Annotated in this window: 23 protein-coding genes and 1 pseudogene; 14 read left to right on the top strand and 10 right to left on the bottom strand. The window is 61.8% G+C overall.

The genetic code is table 11. The features are described 5' to 3' along the window. Positions 1 to 39 precede the first annotated feature (39 nt). Positions 40 to 507, bottom strand: a complete 468-nt coding sequence (gene nrdI / locus FME68_RS02400; protein ID WP_158395784.1) for a class Ib ribonucleoside-diphosphate reductase assembly flavoprotein NrdI — start codon at positions 505 to 507, stop codon at positions 40 to 42. 117 nt (positions 508 to 624) lie between these two features. Continuing rightward, on the bottom strand, positions 625 to 1305 hold the full coding sequence (locus FME68_RS13390; protein WP_158395782.1) for a metal-dependent transcriptional regulator: 681 nt from the start codon (positions 1303 to 1305) through the stop codon (positions 625 to 627). 138 nt (positions 1306 to 1443) lie between these two features. On the opposite strand from FME68_RS13390, the gene FME68_RS02390 reads away from it, so the two are divergent. Both FME68_RS02390 and FME68_RS02385 read left to right on the top strand, forming a co-directional pair. Beyond that, complete coding sequence (locus FME68_RS02390) at positions 1444 to 2043, top strand: ATP-dependent Clp protease proteolytic subunit (protein ID WP_158395780.1); 600 nt, start codon at positions 1444 to 1446, stop codon at positions 2041 to 2043. A 21-nt stretch (positions 2044 to 2064) separates the two neighbouring features. Then, complete coding sequence (locus FME68_RS02385; RefSeq protein WP_070447792.1) at positions 2065 to 2688, top strand: ATP-dependent Clp protease proteolytic subunit; 624 nt, start codon at positions 2065 to 2067, stop codon at positions 2686 to 2688. A gap of 53 nt (positions 2689 to 2741) precedes the next feature. On the opposite strand, the gene fabG is transcribed toward FME68_RS02385, so the two are convergent. The 3 genes and pseudogenes from fabG to FME68_RS13155 all read right to left on the bottom strand — a co-directional run. Beyond that, on the bottom strand, positions 2742 to 3512 hold the full coding sequence (fabG, locus tag FME68_RS02380; protein WP_158395778.1) for a 3-oxoacyl-ACP reductase FabG: 771 nt from the start codon (positions 3510 to 3512) through the stop codon (positions 2742 to 2744). 41 nt (positions 3513 to 3553) lie between these two features. Beyond that, positions 3554 to 4099: an MFS transporter gene (locus FME68_RS13160; RefSeq protein WP_230308859.1), complete on the bottom strand. Its 546-nt coding sequence runs from the start codon at positions 4097 to 4099 to the stop codon at positions 3554 to 3556. 178 nt (positions 4100 to 4277) lie between these two features. Continuing rightward, positions 4278 to 4751, bottom strand: a pseudogene (locus FME68_RS13155) (MFS transporter); the annotation flags it as partial. 307 nt (positions 4752 to 5058) lie between these two features. Here FME68_RS13155 and clpX point away from each other — a divergent pair. Continuing rightward, entirely contained in the window at positions 5059 to 6354 is a 1296-nt protein-coding gene (clpX, locus tag FME68_RS02370; RefSeq protein ID WP_046648969.1) for an ATP-dependent Clp protease ATP-binding subunit ClpX, read from the top strand. A gap of 173 nt (positions 6355 to 6527) precedes the next feature. Here the strand turns inward: clpX and FME68_RS02365 are convergent, their stop codons facing one another. Continuing rightward, on the bottom strand, positions 6528 to 7271 hold the full coding sequence (locus tag FME68_RS02365; RefSeq protein WP_158395776.1) for a TetR/AcrR family transcriptional regulator: 744 nt from the start codon (positions 7269 to 7271) through the stop codon (positions 6528 to 6530). A 175-nt stretch (positions 7272 to 7446) separates the two neighbouring features. Here FME68_RS02365 and FME68_RS02360 point away from each other — a divergent pair, with 175 nt between their 5' ends. Beyond that, a complete protein-coding gene (locus tag FME68_RS02360; protein ID WP_070517916.1) occupies positions 7447 to 8409 on the top strand; it encodes a malate dehydrogenase in 963 nt (320 codons plus the stop codon). Here FME68_RS02360 and panC read toward each other — a convergent pair. Next, complete coding sequence (gene panC / locus FME68_RS02355; RefSeq protein WP_158395774.1) at positions 8406 to 9227, bottom strand: pantoate--beta-alanine ligase; 822 nt, start codon at positions 9225 to 9227, stop codon at positions 8406 to 8408. The genes FME68_RS02360 and panC overlap by 4 nt on opposite strands. Positions 9228 to 9238: 11 nt before the next feature. Further along, positions 9239 to 10060: a 3-methyl-2-oxobutanoate hydroxymethyltransferase gene (gene panB / locus FME68_RS02350; RefSeq protein WP_158395772.1), complete on the bottom strand. Its 822-nt coding sequence runs from the start codon at positions 10058 to 10060 to the stop codon at positions 9239 to 9241. A gap of 57 nt (positions 10061 to 10117) precedes the next feature. Here panB and FME68_RS02345 point away from each other — a divergent pair, with 57 nt between their 5' ends. The 6 genes from FME68_RS02345 to ndk are packed head-to-tail and all read left to right on the top strand — an operon-like array spanning position 10118 to position 16509. Further along, positions 10118 to 12856 (top strand): valine--tRNA ligase, encoded by a 2739-nt coding sequence (locus tag FME68_RS02345; protein ID WP_328287687.1) that lies wholly within the window; start codon positions 10118 to 10120, stop codon positions 12854 to 12856. After that, on the top strand, positions 12856 to 14385 hold the full coding sequence (gene folC / locus FME68_RS02340; RefSeq protein WP_070701330.1) for a bifunctional tetrahydrofolate synthase/dihydrofolate synthase: 1530 nt from the start codon (positions 12856 to 12858) through the stop codon (positions 14383 to 14385). Before FME68_RS02345 ends, folC begins: the two co-directional genes overlap by 1 nt. Continuing rightward, positions 14382 to 14828: a DUF4233 domain-containing protein gene (locus FME68_RS02335; RefSeq protein WP_049157140.1), complete on the top strand. Its 447-nt coding sequence runs from the start codon at positions 14382 to 14384 to the stop codon at positions 14826 to 14828. The genes folC and FME68_RS02335 overlap by 4 nt, the downstream gene beginning before the upstream one ends. A gap of 9 nt (positions 14829 to 14837) precedes the next feature. Further along, a complete protein-coding gene (locus FME68_RS02330; RefSeq protein WP_070509952.1) occupies positions 14838 to 15722 on the top strand; it encodes an alpha/beta hydrolase in 885 nt (294 codons plus the stop codon). 5 nt (positions 15723 to 15727) lie between these two features. Further along, positions 15728 to 16039 carry a hypothetical protein gene (locus tag FME68_RS02325; RefSeq protein WP_046648979.1) on the top strand — a complete coding sequence of 104 codons (312 nt, stop codon included), beginning with the start codon at positions 15728 to 15730 and terminating at the stop codon, positions 16037 to 16039. A gap of 59 nt (positions 16040 to 16098) precedes the next feature. Further along, positions 16099 to 16509, top strand: a complete 411-nt coding sequence (ndk, locus tag FME68_RS02320; RefSeq protein ID WP_039676402.1) for a nucleoside-diphosphate kinase — start codon at positions 16099 to 16101, stop codon at positions 16507 to 16509. A 120-nt stretch (positions 16510 to 16629) separates the two neighbouring features. On the opposite strand, the gene FME68_RS02315 is transcribed toward ndk, so the two are convergent. Beyond that, the gene (locus tag FME68_RS02315; RefSeq protein ID WP_046648980.1) at positions 16630 to 16980 is read right to left on the bottom strand and encodes an ArsR/SmtB family transcription factor; all 351 of its coding nucleotides are present in this window, start codon (positions 16978 to 16980) and stop codon (positions 16630 to 16632) included. 112 nt (positions 16981 to 17092) lie between these two features. Here FME68_RS02315 and arsB point away from each other — a divergent pair, with 112 nt between their 5' ends. Further along, entirely contained in the window at positions 17093 to 18157 is a 1065-nt protein-coding gene (gene arsB / locus FME68_RS02310) for an ACR3 family arsenite efflux transporter (protein ID WP_049157134.1), read from the top strand. Here the strand turns inward: arsB and FME68_RS02305 are convergent. Next, on the bottom strand, positions 18154 to 18957 hold the full coding sequence (locus FME68_RS02305; protein ID WP_049157132.1) for a hypothetical protein: 804 nt from the start codon (positions 18955 to 18957) through the stop codon (positions 18154 to 18156). The genes arsB and FME68_RS02305 overlap by 4 nt on opposite strands. Positions 18958 to 19114: 157 nt before the next feature. Here FME68_RS02305 and FME68_RS02300 point away from each other — a divergent pair, with 157 nt between their 5' ends. The 3 genes from FME68_RS02300 to rpmA all read left to right on the top strand — a co-directional run bounded on the left by FME68_RS02300 (position 19115) and on the right by rpmA (position 23195). After that, positions 19115 to 22366, top strand: a complete 3252-nt coding sequence (locus FME68_RS02300; RefSeq protein ID WP_046648983.1) for a translation initiation factor IF-2 N-terminal domain-containing protein — start codon at positions 19115 to 19117, stop codon at positions 22364 to 22366. A gap of 201 nt (positions 22367 to 22567) precedes the next feature. Continuing rightward, positions 22568 to 22873 carry a 50S ribosomal protein L21 gene (rplU, locus tag FME68_RS02295; RefSeq protein WP_010190885.1) on the top strand — a complete coding sequence of 102 codons (306 nt, stop codon included), beginning with the start codon at positions 22568 to 22570 and terminating at the stop codon, positions 22871 to 22873. Positions 22874 to 22916: 43 nt separating this feature from the next. After that, positions 22917 to 23195 (top strand): 50S ribosomal protein L27, encoded by a 279-nt coding sequence (gene rpmA / locus FME68_RS02290; RefSeq protein WP_010190882.1) that lies wholly within the window; start codon positions 22917 to 22919, stop codon positions 23193 to 23195.

The raw sequence follows: 23195 nt of genomic DNA, 5'->3' as shown, positions 1-23195 counted from the left end.
ATCTGTGTGATGCGGATGTGTTCTTCATCTTGTGGGGGATTAATGGGGTGTCATCGTTAGCTGCTTTTGCTGCTCCCAAAACTTTTGAAGGCCCTGCTTTACGGTGGCAATGTCCTTCTGGGTGCCGAGAAGCTCGAAGTGATACAGCTCCGGTACGCGGCACTTGGCGGAAATGATGCGTCCGGCGACGCAGTAGGCACTTCCAAAGTTGGTATTCCCTGAGGTGATAACGCCCCGGATAAAGGAGCGGTTGATTGGGTCATTGAGGAAGTCGATGACCTGTTTGGGGACTGCGCGTTTGAGCGAACCGCCACCGTAGGTGGGAACGATGAGTACGTACGGGTGTGAAACCTGGATCATCCCGGTTTTCTTGGGGCGCAGTGGAATGCGCACCGCGGGTCTATCTAAGCGTTCGACGAATCTTTTTGTGTTCTCAGAAACGCTGGAAAAGTACACCAAATCTGGTGAGTCTGACATGGCAATCCTGCTCATCCTGGCCTTAGCCATAAGTGGGATAGGTGATATTCGAAAAGACTAACTACGCGATGGCGTAGTTGCAACTACGGTAAGACGTAGTTTTTAAAACGGCAGGTGAGAGCTGGATTAATGCAAGTGGGGGGAGGCCTAAAGGCTGTGGTGTGCTACAAACACTGCGTCGGTAGCTGGGCGTCCAAGTACTACCCACTGAGAGCTGCCGGCCACCTGTATCTCGAGAGAGTCTGAAAAGGGCGCTCCCTCGCGCGTGCTAAGAACAGCCCCAGTGACAATGCCGCACTCTTCAAGGAACTTCAGCAGTTCTGGGTCGGAATCAGAAATGCGTTCCACGGTCACTTGCGGTTGTGCACCGCTGTCGGTGAGACGGTGCGCACTGGGGATTGTGATCTGTCCATCAACCGTAGGGATAGGATCGCCGTGCGGATCCCTAGTGGGGTAATCAAGGAACTTATCCACACGTTCTATGAGCATGTCGGACACCGCGTGTTCGAGATTTTCGGCTTCATTATGGACTTCGTCCCAGGTGTAGTCCAATGCTTGAACCAAAAAAGACTCAAGCAATCGGTGGCGGCGCACCATGACCAATGCGTACTGCCTGCCAAGTTCGGTTAACTCCACAGAGCCATAGGGCGTGTGTGACACGAGCCCTTGCTTCGACATTTTGCGCACTGCATCGGAAACCGAGGAGAGCTTGAGTCCCAGCTGTTTCGCTATAAGTGTGGCGGTAACGGGCTCGGATGACCATTCCTTTAGTCCCCAGATAGCTTTCAAGTAGTTCTGGGTACTGGTGGACAGCTCGGAAACAGACATGAGTAAATGTTAACCCAGCTTCCGTATGTGCCTTTGGCGCTGTGCCCCAACGCTTATAGCGAACAGAGGCCAAGTTTGAGAGGAATGCCGGTAAGGTGGGGCCAGTTAAAGCATTCTTCACTTCAAGGAGAACCACTAATGTCTGAGAATATTTCCATGGACTCATCCTCAACGGGTATGAACCTGGGTGATAGCGTCTATGAGCGCCTTTTGCGCGAGCGTATTATTTTCCTGGGAACCCAGGTTGATGATGAGATTGCGAACAAGCTGTGCGCCCAGATCCTCTTGCTGTCCGCAGAGGACCCCACGCGCGACATTTCGCTCTACATCAACTCCCCGGGTGGCTCCGTTACCGCGGGCATGGCCATCTACGACACGATGAAGTACTCGCCGTGCGACGTGGCTACCTATGGCATGGGCCTGGCTGCCTCGATGGGCCAGTTCCTGCTGTCAGGCGGCACCAAGGGCAAGCGCTACGCGCTGCCGCACGCCCGCATTATGATGCACCAGCCTTCTGCCGGTGTTGGCGGTACTGCTGCAGACATTGCCATCCAGGCGGAGCAGTTCGCGCAGACCAAGCGTGAGATGGCGGAGCTCATCGCTGAGCACACGGGCCAGACCTTCGAGCAAATTACTAACGATTCGGACCGCGACCGCTGGTTTACCGCCCAGCAGGCCAAGGAATACGGCATCGTCGACCACGTCATCGAGTCCGTCAACGGTCCTATCACCAACTAGGGAACAAGGAGCTTTATCACTATGTCTAACCTTCAGATGCCTTCTTCCCGCTACGTTCTGCCGGAGTTCATTGAGCAGAACGCACAGGGATCGAAGACCACCAACCCGTATTCCAAGCTTTTTGAAGAGCGCATCATCTTCCTGGGCACCCAAGTCGATGACACCTCTGCTAACGACATCATGGCGCAGCTGCTGGTCCTGGAATCCCAGGATCCGGACCGCGACATCACGATGTACATCAACTCCCCGGGTGGCTCCTTCACCGCGCTGATGGCCATCTACGACACGATGCGCTACGTGCGTCCTGACGTGCAGACCGTCTGCCTGGGCCAGGCTGCTTCCGCTGCCGCCGTGCTGCTGGCAGCCGGTGCTCCGGGCAAGCGCGCCGCTCTGCCGAACTCTCGCGTGCTGATTCACCAGCCGCGTACGCAGGGCACGCAGGGCCAGGTGTCGGACCTTGAGATCGAGGCCAACGAGATCGAGCGCATGCGCCGCCTCATGGAGGAGACCCTGGCTGAGCACACCGGCCGCACTGCGGAGCAGGTGCGCATCGATACCGACCGCGACAAGATCCTCACCGCGCAGGAAGCCGTCGAATACGGTCTCATCGATACCGTCTTTGATTACCGCAAGCTCAACGCCTAAGTAATCAAGCTTAAAGCCCCGCTGTCTAGTAGATAGCGGGGCTTCGGCCATGCTTAGGCTTCGTAGGGCGGCAGGATAGCCTCCGGGGACTCAGGCAGGATCTGGCCGCCGTCAATGATGATGGTCTGTCCCGTTATGTAGCCTGCCTCGCGGGAGGCGAGGAAGGCCGCGGCGTTGCCGATATCGCGCGGGGAACCTAAGCGGTGCATGGGGACGGAGCGTGCCATTTGGTCGAGGTACTCCTGGCCCTGGCCCTCCAAGCCCTCGGTGAGGATGTTGCCTGGCAGAACACCGTTGATGGTGATGCCATCACGGGCAACTTCCAGTGCCGCGGAGCGCATGAAGCCTTGTTGTGCGGCCTTCGAGGCACCGTAGTGCGCCCAGCCTGGGTAACCGGTGTGCGAGCCGGTGATAGACGTCGTGATGACGATGCGCCCGTAACCAGCCTCCTTCATATAGGGCAGCGCTTCCTGCACCACGGTGAAGGTGCCGTGCGTATTGATGGCGAACATGGTGTCCCACTGCTCGTCGGTCATGTCCTCGAGCGGGCAGTTGGGGAAGACACCAGCGTTGGAGCAGACGATGTCGATGCGGCCATAGCGCTTGACGACGTCCCTGTAGAGGGTGCGGACGGAGTCGCGCGAGGTGACGTCGACAAGCAGAGCGTCCGCCCCGAGATCCTCGGCGGTCTTCTGCGCGGCCTTCAGGTTGAGATCCGCGATGATGACCGTGGCGCCTGCTTCGCGCAGGGCGCTAACGATGCCGCGACCGATGCCGGCGGCGCCGCCGGTGACGATGGCAACCTGGTCGTGAAGGTCAAACATATGGTGCTCCTCAGCGGTTGGGTCTGTGTGCGCCTTCCAGCCTAGGCCGCCACGGGTTGGGGCGCTGTCTGCTTGGTGGTTGCCGTGTAGGCGCGCACACCGATGAGGGAGATTGCGGCCAACACAGCGGTAGCGCCGGCGAGGGTGTAGAGCCCCGTTGGGGTCCAGCCGCTTTCGAGCAGATAGCCCGCCAGGATGGGGGCGAGGGTAGCGCCCACGCGAGCGATGCCGATGGCAGCGCCCGTACCCGTGGTGCGCAGCGCCGAAGGGTAAGCCTCCGGGGTGACGGTGTAAAGGCCGGAGATGCAGGCGTTGAGGGTAAGGCCTACGCCGACTCCGAGGGCAAACATGAGGGAAGGCACGGCGGTGGAGTTAATGAAGCCGACGAGGACGACGGAGGAGATAAGACAGAAGACGATGAGCAGGGGGCGGGCGTCGATGCGCGTGGTGAACAGGCCGAAGAGGATGGCGCCGATAGCACCGCCGAAGGAAAGCATGATGCCGCCGATGATGCCCTGCTGGGCGGTAAGGCCCTCGGCGGTAAGAAGCTTCGGGGTCCACTGCGAGGTGAAGTTGTAGGCAAACATGATGAAGCTGAAGGCCAGCCAGAGCTTGATGGAGGTGCGCAGGAATTGCGGCGAGACGAGGTCCTTGTAGGAGGCCTTGTGGGCGGTGCGGGGGGCGGACGCTGACGTCTCCCGTGAGGCCGAGTTTGGCAGCGATGGTACGGACAGAATCCATGCGGCCGCGCGCGGCGAGGAAGTCGGCGGACTCGGGGACGAAGGTAACAGTGAGGATAAGGGCGACAACGGTGAGTGCTGCCCCGACCCAGAATATGGGCTGCCAGGTATCGAAGGAGGAGGCGACAACGCCGCAGAAGGAGGCACCGAGGCCATAGCCGGAGGCGTAGATGGCGACGGCCAGGCCGCGGAAGCGCAGGTTGGAGTATTCGCTGACGAGCACGGTGACGCAGACAAGGACGCCGCCGACTCCGATGCCGGTGATGAGGCGGCACAGCAACAGCAGGCTAAATGTAGGCGCGAGGGCGGTGAGTACGAGGCCGATGAGGTCAATGGTGAGCGAGACCGTGATGAGGGTGGTGCGTCCAAGGCGGTCAGCCAACGGGGCGAGGAAGAGCGAGCCAAGGCCGATACCGATGAGGGCGGCGGACAGGAGCCAGCCGAGGGAAGAGTCGGACAGCGCGAATTCTTCGCTGACGGTGCCGGCGCCGAAGGCCATGGCGACCATGTCGTAACCGTCGAGGGCATTGAGGAAGAGGGCAATGGCGATGATGAGCCACTGGCGCGCGCCCATGGGGGAGCGGTCGATGAGTTCGCGGATGTCCATGAAAATCTTTCTGCTGATAGAGCGGTTTCGATGTAAGTTAGTGAACCGCTCTGTCTATGTCTACTAACTGCCGTTTTAAATTCAGTGGCGCGCCGTCGCGTGCGGAATAGCGCTTGGGTCCAAGTGGTTTACTAGAGTGGAACAAACTGCGGTAAAATCGCCCCACCATAGCCCCAGAGAAAAGAGTTGAAAGGCCTTCATGGCACGTATGCAAGAAAGCGCTGACCTGCTCAAGTGTTCCTTCTGCGGAAAGAGCCAGAAGCAGGTGAAGAAGCTTATCGCCGGCGGCGGCGTCTACATTTGTGACGAGTGCATCGAGCTCTGCAACGAAATCATCGAGGAGGAGCTCGGCGCGGCTCAGGCCGAGGCGGACGAAGAGAAGGAGATGCGCCTTCCGCGTCCTTCGGAGATTTCGGCTTTTCTGGATAAGTACGTCATTGGTCAGGATCAGGCCAAGCGCGTGTTGTCGGTGGCGGTCTACAACCACTACAAGCGCATCAAGGCTGAAGAGGCCGCGGGCCTGGAGGGCCGCCGGAAGAAGGCACAGGATGAAGAAGTTGAGATTTCCAAGTCCAACATCTTGATGCTGGGCCCGACGGGCTCCGGTAAGACCTACCTGGCGCAGACCCTGGCGCGTCTGCTGGACGTCCCCTTCGCCATCGCGGATGCCACCAGCCTGACCGAGGCTGGCTACGTGGGCGAGGACGTCGAGAACATCCTGCTCAAGCTGCTGCAGGCAGCGGACTTTGATGTGGAGCGCGCGCAGCACGGCATCATCTACGTCGATGAGGTGGATAAGATCTCTCGCAAGTCGGAGAACCCCTCGATTACGCGTGATGTGTCCGGTGAGGGCGTGCAGCAGGCGCTGCTGAAGATCCTCGAGGGCACCGTGGCGGCGATTCCGCCGCAGGGCGGGCGCAAACACCCGAACCAGGAATTTATCCAGCTGGATACGACCAACATCCTCTTCATCGTGGCCGGCGCGTTCGCGGGCTTGGACAAGGTGATTTCGGAGCGCGTGGGTAAGAAGGGCGTGGGCTTCGGTGCCAAGCTGGAGACTAAGGATGAGAAGGAATCAGTCGACTTCTTCTCCCAGGTTCGCCCGGAGGACCTGGTGAAGTTCGGCCTCATCCCCGAGTTCATCGGCCGCCTGCCGGTGGTTGCCACGGTGGATAACCTGGACCGCGAATCGCTGGTGAAGGTGCTCGTGGAGCCAAAGAACTCTCTGGTCAAGCAATACCAGCGCCTGTTCAGCATGGACGGTGCGGAGCTGCACTTCGAAGACGCGGCGCTGGAAGCAATCGCCGAACTCGCACTCGAGCGCAAGACCGGTGCTCGCGGCCTGCGCGCCATCATGGAGGAGCTGCTCGTGCCCATCATGTATGACTTGCCAGACCGTGAGGATATCGCCAGCGTCCACATCACGAAGGACTGCGTGACTGACGGCGGCGAGCCGGAATTCGTGTACTCGGACGAGGCGAAGGAATCCGCTTAAACGGCATCTCTTAAAGGGCATCTTCAAGACTGAAGGTGCCTTTTGTGCTGTCTACATGGCGTTTCAGGACTGAAAACGCCGCCATCTTCGTGCTGAGGCAAAGGGACCAGATGAGTGGGACCATTTAGCTATGGCGTGAGATCGTGACCTGGGCTTTTGCTCAGGCCGGCGCGTCATTCGTAGAGGCTCGCTGACGCGTCGCCCTCATCCTCGGTGGAGTAGACATCCAAGGGTGCTGACTCGGCGTCAAGCTCAGTTTCGTTCTGAGCGAGGTAGGACTCAAAACCGATGTCGGGGATATTCGCTGTGAGGAAGGCCAGCACGGCATCGACGGCCATGCGGTGTAGGCCTTCGGTGTTGTTGTGGGTATGCATGTCGATGTCGAGCAGGTTGCTCATCATCGCGTGATTCGTCACCCGGTACATCGTGAGCGCAGAAATCAACGTGAAGATGTCGTTGGCGGAAATGCCTGGGCGGAACGCGCCGGAATCTTGGCCCAGCATAAGCAGCCGGTCTAGGTGGAGGGAGATCTCGGAAACGTCGACAAGCGCCTGCGAGGACTCCAGCACACTGTGGGAGGATTCCATCGTCAGCATCCGAATGGCCTCAGGGTTATCCACATGCTGGCGGAACAACCAATCCACCAAGGTGCGCACGCCCTCGACCGGAACGGCGGAGTTGATCTCGAGGCTGCCCTTCGGCGGGTTGAGGCGCCGCGCCGCCGCCGCCAAGGCTTGCTGGTAGAGGCCCTTCTTGTCCCCGAAGTAGTAGTGGATCATGCGCTTGGACATCCCAGACAGCTTCGACACGGATTCGAGCTTGGTCTCGGCATAGCCGTGCTCAGCAAACTCTGCAATCGCAACATCGATCACGCGCTCAACAGAGCCAGAGTCGACCGATGCAGTCTCAGTGCTCATGGAAAGTCCCGTCTAGTCGATGAATATGCGTACAGTTGTCCACTATGCCGAAAAAAGACGGTCATGGAGCTCAAGTACAAAGAACTCGCATCTTTCGGGGGTAAATTTACACCCCATGGGGGCGAAAAACGGGACTAGGCTGGGAAGGTGAGTACCGAGCCGAAAGGATTCACACATGACTGCTTCCCAACCCGTCAAGATTACCGTGACCGGCGCCGCCGGAAATATCGCTTACTCCCTGCTGTGGCGCATCGCTGCGGGCGATGTCTATGGCAAGGACACCCCGGTGGAGCTGGCTTTGCTGGAAATCCCGGACGCCATTGGCGCAGCTGAAGGCGTGGCCATGGAGCTTCATGATTCCGCATTCCCGCTGGTACGCGGCATCACCGTGACCGATGATCCGAATGTGGCTTTCAAGGACACCAAGGCCGCTTTCCTCGTGGGCTCCCGCCCGCGCACCAAGGGCATGGAGCGCGCAGACCTGCTGGAGGCCAACGGTGCCATCTTTACCGTGCAGGGCAAGGCGCTGAACGACGTCGCCGCGCGCGATGTCCGCGTCCTCGTCGTGGGTAACCCGGCCAACACTAACGCTTATATCGCTGCCAACAGTGCACCGGACCTGGACCCGAGCCAGTTCACCGCGCTCATGCGCCTGGACCACAACCGCACCCAGAGCCAGGTCTCCCTCAAGACGGGCATGCCCACCGCGGAGCTGACCAAGGTTGCCGTCTGGGGCAACCACTCTGCATCCCAGTTCCCGGACCTGACCTTCTCCAACGCCGAGGTTGATGAGACCTGGTACAAGGAAGAAATGATTCCGAAGGTGGCTAAGCGCGGCGCCGAGATCATTGCTGTGCGCGGCAAGTCCTCAGCCGCTTCCGCAGCGTCTGCGGCAGTGGACCACATGCACGACTGGATCCACGGCACCGAGGATTGGCGCACCGCAGCCGTCGTCTCCGATGGCTCCTATGGCGTGGACGAGGGCCTCGTCGCAGGTTTCCCCACCGTCGCCCGCGACGGCAAGTGGGAAATCGTTCAGGGTCTCGAGCTCAACGATTTCCAGAAGGAACGCATCGAGGCCTCTGTGCAGGAGCTGCGTGAGGAGCGCGAGGCCGTAGCCCACCTGCTCAAGGGCTAAGCCTCAAGCACCAAGTTATCGATGAGCCGCACCGGCCCCACCTGCGCCGCCACCAGCGCCAGGGCGGGCCGGTGTTGCGCATCAATGGGCTCCAGCGTGGCCGGGTCCACCACGGTGAGGTAGTCCACCGTGACGCCGGGGGAGGAGGCGAGCTGGGCTTCAGCCTCCTCGAGGGAAGCGCCATCCCGCAGAGCGAAGAGCGCCTGGGACAGCGCCACGGCTTGCTCTCGCTCGGCAGGGCTCAGGCGAGCGTTGCGGCTGGACTCGGCCACGCCGTCCGCTGCGCGAACGATGGGCGCGCTGATGATCTCCAGCGGCAGGTCAAGGTCCGCTACCAAGCGCCGAATAATGGCCACCTGCTGGGCATCCTTCTGTCCAAAGTAGGCGCGGTCCGGTGAAACGAGGTTGAACAGCTTGCTCACCACGGTGGCCACGCCGTCAAAGTGGCCGGGGCGCGAGGCACCTTCCAAAACCGAGCCCATTTCACCCGTGCGCACCCACACCCGCGGGGTGCCACCCGGGTACATCTCCTCCACGCCGGGGGCGAAGACGGCATCAACACCCAGCGAGTCCAGCAGCGCGGCATCCGCATCCAGATCGCGCGGGTAAGCGCGGTAGTCTTCGCAGTCGCCCAGGTCGGTGAATTGGAGGGGGTTGACGAAGACCGAGCACACCACGGTGTCGTTCTCTTCGCGGGCGCGGCGAATGAGGGAAGCGTGGCCGTCGTGAAGCGCGCCCATCGTGGGCACCAAGCCCACGGTGCCGGAAACTGCGGCGCGGAAGGCGCGGAGTTCAGATTTAGTTTTCAGGATCTGCATGGCTTAAAACCCTAGTCCTCGAAGGATTCCTCGGCGTTGGGGAAGGAGCGCTCGTCCACATCCGCTACGTATTCCTTCGCACCTTCCAGTAGCGCACCGCGCAGGTCTGCGTAGCGGCGCACGAAGCGCGGGGCCTTGGGCCCGCCCAGGCCGAAGGCATCGGTCCACACCAGAATCTGGCCATCGGTCTGTGCACCGGCGCCGATGCCGATGGTGGGGATGGGCAGCTCCTTGGTCACCTCCCCAGCCAACGCGGCCGGGACCATCTCCAGCACCACGGCGAAGGCGCCGGCCTCGGCGAGGGCGCGGGCGTCGTCGTGAAGCTTCTCCGCACCGGCACCGCGACCTTGGACCACGAAGCCTCCCAAGGCATGGACCTGCTGGGGTGTGAAACCGATGTGGGCGCAGACCGGGATGCCGGCGGCGACAAGCGCGGCAACAATCGGTGCGCGCTCCGCACCGCCCTCGAGCTTCACGGCCTGCGCGCCGGTTTCCTTCATGACGCGCACCGCGGTCTCGAGCGCCTGGGCGGGGCCGGCTTCATAGGAGCCGAATGGTAAATCCACCACCACGAAGGCACGGGAGGTTGATGCAACCACCGCGCGGGCCAGCGGAATGATCTCATCGAGCGTGAGCGAGAGCGTGGTTTCGCGGCCCAACACCACGTTGGCCAGGGAATCGCCGACGAGCAGGAGATCGACCCCGGCTTCATCGAAGATTTCGGCGGTCATGCAGTCATAGCTCGTCAGGCACGGGAAGGCCTGAGAGTTTTCTTTGGCACGGGCGAAATGGCGGGTGCGGAGACGGGCGCGGCGGCCAGGATTGTGAGACATGCTCTTACTCTAGACACGGCGCTGGTGCCAGTTGACGCACAGGGTAGAGTTGGCCAGGTGACTGATCAGAATAAAGAGCAACTCGTTGGCACCAACCGCGCGGACCAGCTTCCCAAGTCCTGGGAGCCGCAGGCAGTAGAGAAGGACCTCTACGAAGGCTGGGTGAACGCCGGTTACTTCACCCCGGACGCGTCCTCGGAGGCGGAGCCCTATTCCATCGTGCTGCCGCCGCCGAACGTCACCGGCCAGCTGCACATGGGCCACGCCCTGGACCACACTCTGATCGACTCCATCATTCGCCGCAAGCGCATGCAGGGCTATGCCACCTTGTGGCTGCCGGGTGCTGACCACGCCGGTATCGCTACCCAGACCAAGGTGGAGGCCCGCCTGCGTGAGCAGGAAGGCAAGAAGCGCTGGGACTATGAGCGCGAAGAATTCATCAACAAGGTCTGGGAGTGGAAGGAAGAGTTCGGCGGCACCATCCAGAACCAGATGCGCGCCATCGGCGACTCCGTGGACTGGTCCCGCGAGCGCTTCACGCTGGACGATGGCCTCTCCCGCGCCGTGCAGACCATCTTCAAGACCCTCTACGACGAGGGCCTGATCTACCAGGCCAACCGCCTGGTCAACTGGTCCCCAGTGCTGGAGACCGCCGTCTCTGATATTGAGGTCGTGTACAAGGACGTCGAGGGCGAGCTCGTGTCCATTCGCTATGGCTCGCTGAACGACGATGAACCGCACCTCATCGTGGCCACCACCCGTGTGGAAACCATGCTGGGCGACGTCGCCATCGCCGTCCACCCCGAGGACGAGCGCTACGCCCACCTGGTGGGCAAGGAGCTGCCGCACCCCTTCCGCGATGATCTTAGCCTGAAGATCATCGCCGATGATTACGTGGACATGGAATTCGGTACCGGCGCGGTGAAGATCACCCCGGCGCACGATCCGAATGACTACGCCATGGGCCAGCGCCACGACCTGGACATGCCCACCATCATGGACACCACCGGACACATCGCGAACACCGGCACGAAGTTCGACGGCCTGACCCGCGAGGAAGCCCGCGTGGAGATCCGCGAGGCGCTGCGCGAGCAGGGCCGCATCGTCAAGGAGATCCGCCCCTACGTCCACTCCGTGGGCCACTCGGAGCGCTCCGGCGAGCCCATCGAGCCGCGCCTGAGCCTGCAGTGGTTCGTGGCCGTGGAGAAGATGGCGAAGATGTCTGGCGACGCCGTCCGCGAGGGCGATACCACCATCCACCCGAAGTCCCTGGAGCCGCGCTACTTCGAGTGGGTTGATGACATGCACGATTGGTGCATCTCCCGCCAGCTGTGGTGGGGCCACCGCATTCCAATCTGGTACGGCCCGGAGGGCGAGGACGGCCAGCGAGATATTGTCTGCCTCGGCCCCGACGAGGAAGCACCGGAAGGCTACGTCCAGGATCCGGACGTTCTGGACACCTGGTTCTCCTCCGCGCTGTGGCCTTTCTCCACGATGGGCTGGCCGGAAAAGACCGCCGATCTGGAGAAGTTCTTCCCCACGAACGTGCTGGTCACCGCCTATGACATCCTCTTCTTCTGGGTCGCCCGCATGATGATGTTCGGAACCTTCGCCGGCGCCCACACCCCGGAGCTGCTCGGTGAGGGCAAGGATGGCCGCCCGCAGGTTCCGTTCACCGACATCTACCTGCACGGCCTGGTGCGCGATGAGCAGGGCCGCAAGATGTCGAAGTCCCTGGGCAATGGCATCGACCCGATGGATTGGGTGCGCGACTATGGTGCGGACGCACTGCGTTTCACCCTGGCCCGCGGTGCCAACCCGGGCGTGGACCTGCCGCTGGCTGTTGACGCTGCCGCCGCCGGACGTAACTTCGCCACCAAGCTCTTTAACGCCACCAAGTTTGCGCTCATGAACGGCGCGGGCGTGGCGGAGCTGCCGGCACGCGACGCGCTGACCGACGCCGACCGTTGGATCCTCGACCGCTCCGAGGAGGTCCGCGCCAAGGTCGACGCCTACCTGGATGACTACCAGTTCGCTAAGGCCAATGAGCTGCTCTACCACTTCGTGTGGGATGAGCTGTGTGACTGGTACCTGGAGATTGCTAAGACGCAGATCCCGCGCGACTTTGATGCGGCGAGCGCCGAGGAGCAGGCCACCGGACGCACCACTCAGATCGTTCTGGGCCGCGTGCTTGACCTGGTTCTGCGCCTGCTGCACCCGACCATGCCTTTCGTCACCGAGGTCCTGTGGAAGGCTCTGACTGGCGGGGAGACCATCGTCACCGCGCAGTGGCCTACCCAGGAGCACACCAACGGTGGCGCGGAGAAGGATGAGGTGGCTGCCCGCCGCATTCAGGACGCCGACAAGCTCATCACCGAGCTGCGTCGCTTCCGCTCCGATCAGGGTGTCAAGCCTTCCCAGAAGGTCCCGGGCCGCCTCGACTTCGCCGCGGCCGACCTGCAGGAGCAGGAGGGGCTCATCCGCAACTTGGCCAACACCACGGAGCCGGGCGAAGACTTCACCGCCTCTGCTTCCATCGAGGTGCGCCTGTCCCAGGCCACCGTCGAGGTCACCCTGGATACCTCCGGCGCCGTCGACGTCGAAGCCGAGCGCAAGCGCCTGGAGAAGGATCTGGCCAAGGCCCAGAAGGAACTGGACCAGACCGGCAAGAAGCTGGGCAACGAGGCCTTCCTGTCCAAGGCGCCGGAGGCAGTCGTGGAGAAGATCCGCGTTCGCCAGCAGGTGGCCCAGGAAGAAGTCGAGCGCATCACCGCACGTCTGAAGGGACTCAAGTAGTGGCGGGGGAGAAAGACCGCGAGGAATTTGAGGTCGTCGATGCCCTCGCGGAGGGCACCGATGGCGGGCCGGTCGAAATCACCGACTCCGGCCTAACACTCAACCTCGGCGGCGAGGATGACTACGAGGAGGCAGCGCCCGAGCAGGCCACGCCGGAGGAGCTCGCGGAGCTGGCTCAGGTAACCGCGGAGCTCAACGCGCGCGCCCCAGAGACCATCATTGAGCCCAGCCTCGAGCGCATCGAGATGCTCATGGATCTGTTGGGCAATCCGGAGCGTTCCTTCCACGTCATCCAGGTCGCTGGAACCAACGGCAAGTCCTCGACCGCCCGCATGATCGATTCGCTGCTGCGCTCCTTCCACCGCCGCGTAGGCCTCGTCACCAGCCCCCACCTACAGCTGGTGACCGAGCGCATCGGCATCGACGGCCACCCCATCCACCCGCGCGACTTCGTGCGCATCTGGCGCGAAATCAAGCCTTATGTGGAGATGGTGGATTCCCGCTCCGACATTCCCATGTCCACCTTCGAAGTGCTTGTTGCCATTTCCTACGCAGCCTTTGCCGATGCCCCCATCGACGTCGCCGTCGTCGAGGTGGGCCTCGGCGGCACGTGGGATGCCACCAACGTGGTTAACGCGGAAGTGGCCGTGGTCATGCCGGTAGGCCTCGACCACACGGACTACCTCGGTGACACCATCACCGAGATCGCCGGTGAGAAGGCCGGCATTATCAAGGCCCGTGAGCACGATGCCGACGACGTGCTCACGCCGGGGGAGAACATCGCCATCATTGCCGAGCAAGACCCAGAAGCCATGCGCGTGCTGCTGCAGCGCACCGTCGACGTCGGCGCCGGCGTAGCGCGCGCGGGCTCCGAGTTCGCCGCGCTGGAATCCCGCATTGCAGTGGGCGGCCAGCAGCTCACCATCCAGGGCCTGGGTGGGATGTACGAAGACATCTTCCTGCCACTGCACGGCGAGCACCAAGCCAAGAACGCGGCCGTGGCTTTGGCTGCGGTGGAGGCCTTCTTCGGGGCGTCGGCAGGCCATCCGCTCGACCTTGCTTCGGTGCGCACCGGCTTTGCCAAGGCCATTTCCCCCGGCCGCTTGGAGCGCGTGCGCACCAGCCCTACGACCTTCCTTGACGCCTGCCACAACCCGCACGGCGCCAAGGCGTTGGCCGCAGCGCTCGACCGCGACTTCGATTTTGCGCGCCTCATCGGCGTGGTGTCCATTTTCACGGACAAGGATGCCGCCGGCATCCTCACTGCCCTCGAGTCGGTCCTCACGGAAGTCGTGATCACACAGAACACCTCGCCGCGCGCCCGCGATGCCTATGAGCTAGCGGAGCTGGCGCGCGACATCTTCGGTGAAGAACGGGTGTACGTCGAGCCCGACCTGCCTAGTGCCTATACTCAGGCCGTTGAATTGGCGGAGGACGCCGACGTGCAGTCCGGATCCGGCATCGTGATTACCGGCTCGGTGGTCACTGCTGGTGACGCCCGCGCACTCTTTGGAAAGGAGCCCGCATGAGCCCCCGCAAACCCATCCCTGAGGAGGAGATCGGCCCGCTCGGACTAGGCCAAGCACCGGCCAAGGATCCCCTCAAGCAATTCGGCGGCATGGTGGTGGCCAGCTCCCTCACCATGGAACTGATCACCCTGGTTCTGGCGCTGCCAATGCTGTACAAGCTGTATGACGGCACTCTGTGGACCCCGTTTAACTACGGCGTGGTGATCGGCTTTATGGTGCTACTGCTTGCATCCTTCCCCTTCATGAATAAGCCGTGGATCGTTGGGGCACAGATTGTCCTCCACATTATCGGCATTGTTCTCGGCTTCATGGTCCATTGGTCCGTGGCCACGATCTTCATCATCTTCGCCCTGCTCTGGGCGCTCGCGGCCTATATGCGCTCGGTGATCGTCGCCCGCATGGAACGCGGTTACCTCACCACGCAGCACCTGACTGAGAAGTAGGCCGCAGCGGTGTATATTCGCCCGGAGCTGCGCGCGGGCGCGGCGTTCATCTCACTGTGGGATCCAACCAATCCGCTGATCCGCCGCGCCGGGCGTGTAGTTCCCGCGCTGTGGCCCGCACCCTATATCCAGGGCGTGCGCACGCAGCAGGTGAAGAATTCCGATATCCGCGCGACCATCTATAGCCCGGAGAACCCGCGCGGCGCTGTGCTGTGGATCCACGGCGGAGGGCTGCTCATGGGCCATCCGCGCCAAGACGTCAAACACCTCAAGGAGACCGCCGCGGAAGTCGGTGTCACCGTCATTGCGCCGCACTACCGCTATGCCCCGGAGAACCCCTATCCGGCCGCGCTTGACGACGTCCACTCGGCCCACCACTGGCTCCTCACGCATGCGGAAGATCTGGGAATCAGCCCAGATCGGATTGTCATCGGCGGCCAAAGCGCCGGGGGAGGGCTCGCCGCCGCACTGTGCCAGCGCCTCCTAGATGAAGGCGGAATTCAGCCGGCGGGGCAGTGGCTCTTTTGCCCGATGCTCGATGACCGCGCTGCCTCCACCGACCGCAATCCCATCTGGGACGCGGACTCCAATGCGCAGGCTTGGCGCTACTACACCAACGGCAACCCAGACGCACCCTATGCCGTGCCCGGTCGCCGCGCGGAGTTAGCAGGTCTGCCACCGGCTTGGTTGTATGCGGGGAGCAGTGAGCTTTTCTACGACGAAATTGTGGACTACGCCGAGCGTCTGAAGTCTGCCGGCGTGCCCACGCAATGCGAGGTCGTAGACGGCGGCGTGCATGCCTTCGAGCTGTGGGCTCCCCATACCGCGGTGGCAAAGCGCCTGCTCATGAGTTCTCGCGCCTGGCTGCAGTCGACGCTGGACGCGCTACACTAACGGGCATGCTCTTTCTCCTCTATGGTCTTTCCGCGCTGCTGTGCATCGCCGCACTCGTGGCCAAGCTGTATGTTGGGGGCTTTGCGCTCCCGCTTGCGCTGATGCTCCCGGCCTTTGTGTTCCTCGTCGTGGGCATGCTCAAGCAGCAGCGCGATGAGAAGCCGGTGGAGTTTGCGGATCTGGAGGAGTGGCAGCGCGAGGATCTGAAAGGCCTGCTGGAGAGCGGTCAATACGGCACGGCCGTGCGCCAAGTGCAGCTGTGGTTTCGTGGCACGAGCCATGAGCGCGCGGAGGAAATCGTGCAACGTCTTACGTAGCGCTTAATAATTGGCCCACTGGCAGGACGCGGGAGCACCCATTCTGTACTATGTGCCCTATGACTGAACGTACACTGATTCTCATCAAGCCGGACGGCGTCAAGAACGGCCACGTGGGCGAGATTATCTCCCGCATCGAGCGCAAGGGCCTGAAGCTCGTCGCCATGGATCTGCGCGTCGCCGACGAGGAGACCGCAAAGAAGCACTACGCCGAGCACGAGGACAAGCCTTTCTTCGGCGAGCTCGTTGACTTCATCACCTCCGCACCGCTGGTTGCTGGCATCGTCGAGGGCGAGTCCGCCATCGCCGCATGGCGTCAGCTGGCCGGTGGCACCCACCCGGTGGAGAAGGCTACCCCGGGTACCATTCGCGGTGACTTCGCTCTGACCGTTGGCGAGAACGTCGTCCACGGTTCCGACTCCCCGGAGTCCGCTGAGCGCGAGATCTCCATCTGGTTCCCGAACCTCTAACTATGATTACCGCGCTGAGCGCGTAACGAAGCCCGAGCATAGCGCTCGGGCTTTTGTCATTTCTGACCCTTAACCCGAACCCGTCCTGTGTGCTCGAGCGCAGATCCGATCAGGTACCGGTTAGTCGAACGACAGCAGCGTGCGCAAGGCCGCAAAAGCGTCTTTGTGCACCTGATGGGTGACGGTGCGGCCGCATTGCTGTCTGGATAGCAAGCCGGCTTCCCGCAGGCGCGCTAGGTGGTGCGAGACCGTGGGCTGACTCAGCGCAGTGAGCTCGGTGAGTTCCGTGACGCTCATGGGCCCACAGCCTTCATCACACAGGATGGACAAAAGACGCAGGCGGGCAGGGTCTGCCAGCACTTTGAATTGCTGCGAAAAATGCCTCGCCTCGGCGTCGCTGAGCGGGCCTGTGCTTAAGGAGCAACACTCAGTGCTGGGCGCGCTGGTTTCGGGCGTGGAAGAGGAAGCCATGCGATCAGTATAGGGGTTATCCTTGCACCCTACGTTATATTGACGCGTATCAATACGTGCTGTATATTGCATGTTTGTATTGTCCATTGTTTAACGTCGAAGGAGGGGGGACATGGCTGTGTCGCAGCGCCCGAAGTTGTCTTTTCTTGACCGATTTTTACCCATGTGGATCATTCTGGCGATGGCTGCCGGACTGCTCATTGGCCACTTCATTCCCGGGATTGGCCAAGCCTTGGGCGCCGTTGAAATCGGCGGGATTTCCATCCCGATCGCCATTGGTCTCCTCGTCATGATGTACCCACCCTTGGCCAAGGTTCGCTACGAGAAGACCAAGGAAATTGCCACGGATGGCCGCCTCATGGCGGTATCGCTCGTCCTCAACTGGCTGGTGGGGCCGGCGTTTATGTTTACCCTGGCGTGGCTGTTCTTGGCGGACCAGCCGGAGCTGCGCACCGGCCTCATCATCGTGGGCCTTGCTCGCTGTATCGCCATGGTGCTTGTGTGGTCGGACCTCTCATGCGCTGACCGCGAGGCAACGGCTGTGCTTGTCGCCCTGAACTCCATCTTCCAGGTCGCTATGTTTGGTGTTCTGGGTTGGTTCTACCTGCGCGTCCTCCCCGGATGGCTGGGCCTGGACACGACGAGCGCTGACTTTTCCTTCTGGGCCATCGTCAAGGCCGTACTCGTCTTCTTGGGCATACCGTTCCTGTTGGGTGCGCTGTCTCGCGTGTGGGGCGAAAAGGTAAAAGGACGGGAATGGTTTGAGAACCGCTTCCTCCCAGCCGTATCGCCCCTGGCCATGATTGGTCTGCTGTACACAATTGTGTTGCTCTTTTCCCTGCAGGGCGAGCACATTGTGGAGCAGCCAGCAACGGTAGTGCGCGTGGCCGTGCCGCTGGTTATCTACTTCGTGGGCATGTTTGTGCTGTCGCTGGGCGTAGCAAAGGCCGTTGGCATGAATTACGCGCAGTCTGCCAGCGTGGCGTTCACTGCAGCAGGAAACAACTTTGAGCTTGCTATTGCAGTATCCATCGGCACCTTCGGAGCGATGTCTGCTCAAGCCCTTGCCGGAACGATTGGTCCTCTTGTTGAGATTCCAGTCCTCGTTGGTCTGGTCTATTTCATACTTTGGATTGGCCCGAAACTCTTCCCGGGAGATGCCACTCTTCCGCGCTAGCGCGTGCGTGCAGCGTCCATGCTGCGCACGCCAGCTTCGGTCAGAGTGATGTTAAAGGTCCGCTCACCACTCCACTTGATGAGACCAGGCAGTTTCACCACGCCGGCCGCTTCGAGTTCACGGAGTTCTTCTTCGAGCCCCTCCTCGTAGCCGATCAGCCGCCCCAGCTCAGAGATGGAGGTGGTATTGCCAGTGACTGCACCGGCGGCGACTAGCCCGCTGAGGACTTCCGGGTGAGTTTCTACTGCGGCGATGCTCGCTTGAGTGACGCCTTCGAGGCTTCCTTGTTCGGTGATGGCCTTGATGCGTCGCTTGCCCACTCGGTAGGAGGTGGTACCGAAAGCGCGGCCACCGAAGATGAACGCAGGGATGGAGAAAGCAGTAAGTCCAGCGGCGATAAGGATAGGGTTGGGTGAGACATCGCCGATAATCCCGGTGGATTTAATTCCCTCAGTGATGAGAGGGGAGAAGATAGCAAGCACCGGTAGAAAATAGGCGAGAAGAGGGTAATCGCCCGCCCGGTACTCTTCTTGGGAGGCCTGCACCAACCTCGGCTCGCTGCGAATGATGCGGAAGACTCCGTAGAGCATCACCATGATGAGTACCGCGTAGACCGGGACCGCGTAGGGGTAAGGGAGGTCAACGGCGCGAAGGCCGGAGGCGATGCCCGCGGGCACGGCCACGGTCACAATATCCCGCAGTGCAATCTCGTTACGAGCGCGCGCCTGCGCCACTGTGCGTGGCGCGTGGACAGGTATTTTCCGCTCTGCCGGTGTGTTTGTGGGCGCGCTGTCGGACATAGCGGCGATACTAACATGTGAGCCTCGGTCGAGCTCTGTGCCAGAATGGAAGGCACTGACAACTAAATAAAGATGAAGAGAATTTTTTCAAAGTCTCACCGCCGTGTGGCGGCAACCTGCGCCCGGGGTGAGCACAACGTCAGGAGATTAGCCACTGATGGCATCCAAGAAGAAAACAGAAACAGAAGAAGCACGCACTGAATCGACGTTGGCCGCGGCTGTAGCGGGGATTGACCGCGAGGCGCTCGCGCCTAAGACTCGCCTTTATGCCTTGGCTAAGCAGGTGGGCGTGGCCTCCAAGGAATTGGTGGCCCAGTTCGCGGAGATGGGCATCAAGAAGTCCGCACAATCCACACTTACGCCGGAGGAGGTGGGTCAGCTTATCGATGCCCTCGTGCCAGCCACTGAGGACACCAATCAGGCCGCCGCCGAGGACGCCGAGCAGGCTGCAGTCACGGCCGATGCTGCGCAGACCCCCGAAGAACCTGTCGAAGAAACTACTGAAGCCCCGGCTGAGGAAAAGCCGGAGAAGACGGTGAAGAAGAAGCGCACCAAGCGCGCGGCGAAGCGCGTGAGCAAGGCAGGCAAGAAGGCTGAGCCGAAGGAGCAGGCAGAGGAACCCGCACCGGAAGAGTCTGCTGCGCAACAGGATGGCGCGGGGGAGCCGCAGGAAGCTGCACAGGCACAGGACTCGACACAGGATACTGAACAGGCCGGGCAGCCGGAGCAGCTGAGCGAGGAAGAAGAAAAGCTGCGCGAGCGCGTGCGCAAGAACGTTGATAACGAGATTTCGCAGATCGTCGACAAGGTCGATGCCGAAATGCTGCACGAGGCGCTCGCCGAGGCCGGTGATAGCGACGAGGACGACGAGCTCACTCCGCTGATCACCCCGATGGCTGAGGAAGACCCGGACGTGTACGACTTCGCGCCGGTCTTCATGGCGCCGAAGATCACTCCGCTGGCCAAGCGTCAGAAGTCAGAAAAACGCGAGGAAGAAATCGAGGAAGATTCGGCACCGGCAAGCCAGCCGCGCGGTCGCCGTCGCGGCAGCCGCGGTACCTCTCGTGGCCGCGGAGCAGAAGGCCGCGGGGTAGTCCGCGAGGAAGTCGAGCACATCGACGAGCCGAAGGCGATTAAGGGCTCAACCCGCATCGAGGCGCAGCGTCGCCGCCGTGCGGAGCTGCGGGAGAAGGGCCGCGAGCGCCAGCACATCGTCTCCCAAGCGGAGTTTTTGGCGCGCCGCGAATCTGTAGAGCGCACCATGGTGGTGCGCGATAAGCAGCGTACCGACGGCGCTGGCATCATCACCCAGGTTGGTGTGCTGGAGGATGATCTCCTGGTCGAGCACTTTGTCACGACCGAGACGCACCCTTCCCAGATTGGCAATATCTACTTGGGCCGCGTGCAAAATGTCTTGCCTTCGATGGAGGCCGCCTTCGTCGATATCGGACAGGGCCGAAACGGCGTGCTGTACGCGGGAGACATCGACTGGCGCGCCCTGGGCATTGGTGGGCGCAGCCGCAAGGTGGAAAACGCGCTGAAGTCCGGTGACCAAGTCCTGGTCCAGGTGGCCAAGGATCCCATCGGGCACAAGGGCGCACGTTTGACCACTCAGATTTCCCTGGCCGGTCGTTTCCTGGTGTATGTGCCGGGCGGGCGCAGCGCGGGCATTTCCCGCAAGCTGCCGGCGCCGGAGCGCAAGCGCCTCAAGGGGATTCTGGAGCGCGTCATCCCGGGGGATGGCGGCGCCATCATCCGCACCGCAGCGGAAAACGTGTCGGAGGAGGACATCGCGTCCGACGTCAACCGCCTCCACTCATTGTGGGAGGACATTAGCGCCCGCGCCGCGCACGAAAAGGCAACGAAGGGCGCCAAGCCGGTCACCCTGTACGAAGAGCCGGACCTGCTCATCAAGGTGGTGCGTGACCTTTTCAACGAGGACTTCAGCACCTTGGTGGTGGACGGCAAGCGTTCCTACAACACGGTCAGCGCCTACGTTGATTCCATGGCGCATGACTTGGCCGACCGCGTGGTGCGATACGACGCCCGCGAGCACGATGGCGAGGATGCCTTCAGCGCCTACCGCATTGATGAGCAGCTGCAGAAGGCCCTGGGCCGCAAGGTGTGGCTGCCGTCTGGCGGCACCCTCGTCATCGACCGCACTGAGGCCATGACGGTCATTGACGTCAACACGGGCAAGTTCACCGGCTCCGGCGGCAACCTGGAAGAGACGGTGACGCGAAATAACCTCGAGGCGGCCGAGGAGATCGTGCGCCAGATGCGCCTGCGCGATATCGGCGGCATGATCGTCGTGGACTTCATCGATATGGTCTTGCCGGAAAACCAGGATCTGGTGCTGCGCCGCCTCAAGGAAGCGTTGGGGCGCGACCGGACTCGTCACCAGGTTTCTGAGGTCACCTCACTGGGCTTGGTGCAGATGACGCGCAAGCGCGTGGGCACCGGCCTCATCGAGACTTTCTCCACCGAGTGCGAGGCCTGCCATGGCCGAGGAATCATCATTCACGAGTACCCGGTTGATGAGGAGACGGAAGAGGATAACTCGAAGCCGCAGCGCCGCGGCCGTAAGGAACGCCGTGCACCGCAGCGCGATCCGAAGAAGCACCCGGCCGCCGTCCGTATGCATCGCGAGGACGACGATGCCGCTTCCGAGCATGAGGCTGCCCGTGCTGACAATGAAGAAGCAGCGCGCGACGAAGAATCTTCGCTGGAGGAACTCGTGGCCAGCGTGGTCGTCGTGGACGACGATGACGCGGAGACGCCGGATAGCGCGTCCATTGGCTACGCGGTAGCGGAAAGCCTGGAAGCGAAGCGATCGAAGCCGAAATCCAAGCAGAAGCGCTCGCGCAAGCCGCGCCGGGCAACGCGTACCTTCCGGGAGCCACAGCGCGAGGAGACGAGTGAGGGCTTGCGCGCGCAGCAAGGCAAGCAGGATAGGAACGCTAAGAACGCTGAAGCGGAGAAGAAGTCCTCCGCACAGCGCTCGGAGCCAACCTACGAGGAAGCCGTCGAGGCTTTCGAGAACTCGCCGCGCCGCAAGCGCCGCACACGCGGAAATTCCCGTTCGGATATTCGCCCGAAGCGCGAAGACTTTGCACAGGACGAGACCCCAGCCAAGGACGCTCCGCTGGCCACCTCTAAAAAGGAGGCCAAGGCAGAGCGCAAGGCCGCGGAGTCGGGCGAGAACATGAACGTGCGCGCGACCCGCAGCCGCGGTCGCCGCCGAGTGGTGCGCAAGATGGCGCAGAGCCAATCCGCGCCGGCACCGAAGGAACGCGGTAGGGGCGCGGAGCACAGCACTGAGGCGAAGGAGCGCGAGGAGACTACGGCGTCGACAAGGCGCAGGGGCGGGCGCGGGAGGCGTCGAGTAGCACGGCGCAGGTCGCGCTAGAAAAGGCGTTTTGCCTTTTCGCCCCCTCACGGGGTAGTCTTTGACAGTCGCTGTTTAGACCATGAATGCGCTCGATGGGACGCGCTGCGGTTTCCGCACGTCTCTCGCGGATGTGGTTCTAAACGCCAATGTCCAATGTCCATTCGTTAGCGGCACCACCCAGCTGCTAGCGAGCCGAGTTTAGATAAGGGGTAGCCCTCTATGTACGCGATCGTCAAGACCGGCGGAAAGCAGTACAAGGTTGCTGAAGGTGACCTCGTCAAGGTCGAGAAGATCGAGGGTGAGCCGGGTTCCTCCGTTGCTCTCACCCCGGTTCTGCTCGTCGATGGCGCAACCGTCAAGTCGAAGGCCGCAGACCTCGAGAAGGTCTCCGTCTCCGCTGAAATTGTCGAGCAGGGCAAGGGCCCGAAGATCGACATCCTCAAGTACAAGAACAAGACTGGTTACAAGCGTCGCCTCGGTCACCGTCAGCCGGTGACCACGCTGAAGATTACCGGTATCAAGTAAGCCTTAACCGGCACTAATTCATCCCTGAAGGAGGGGAAACCACATGGCACACAAGAAGGGTGCTTCCAGCTCCAGCAACGGTCGCGATTCCGAGTCCAAGCGTCTCGGCGTCAAGCGCTTCGGTGGTCAGCAGGTTAAGGCCGGCGAGATCATCGTGCGTCAGCGCGGCACCAAGTTCCACCCGGGTGAGAACGTTGGTCGCGGCGGCGACGATACCCTGTTCGCTCTCGCTGCAGGCTCTGTTGAGTTCGGCGTCAAGCGTGGACGTCGTCTGGTCAACATTGTTCCGGCTGAAGAGGCTGCTGCAGAAGCAACTGCCTAA

Origin of the sequence: Corynebacterium hiratae (assembly GCF_009708045.1) — a bacterium.
Classification (GTDB): domain Bacteria; phylum Actinomycetota; class Actinomycetes; order Mycobacteriales; family Mycobacteriaceae; genus Corynebacterium; species Corynebacterium hiratae.
This window is presented reverse-complemented; position numbering and strand designations above follow the sequence as displayed.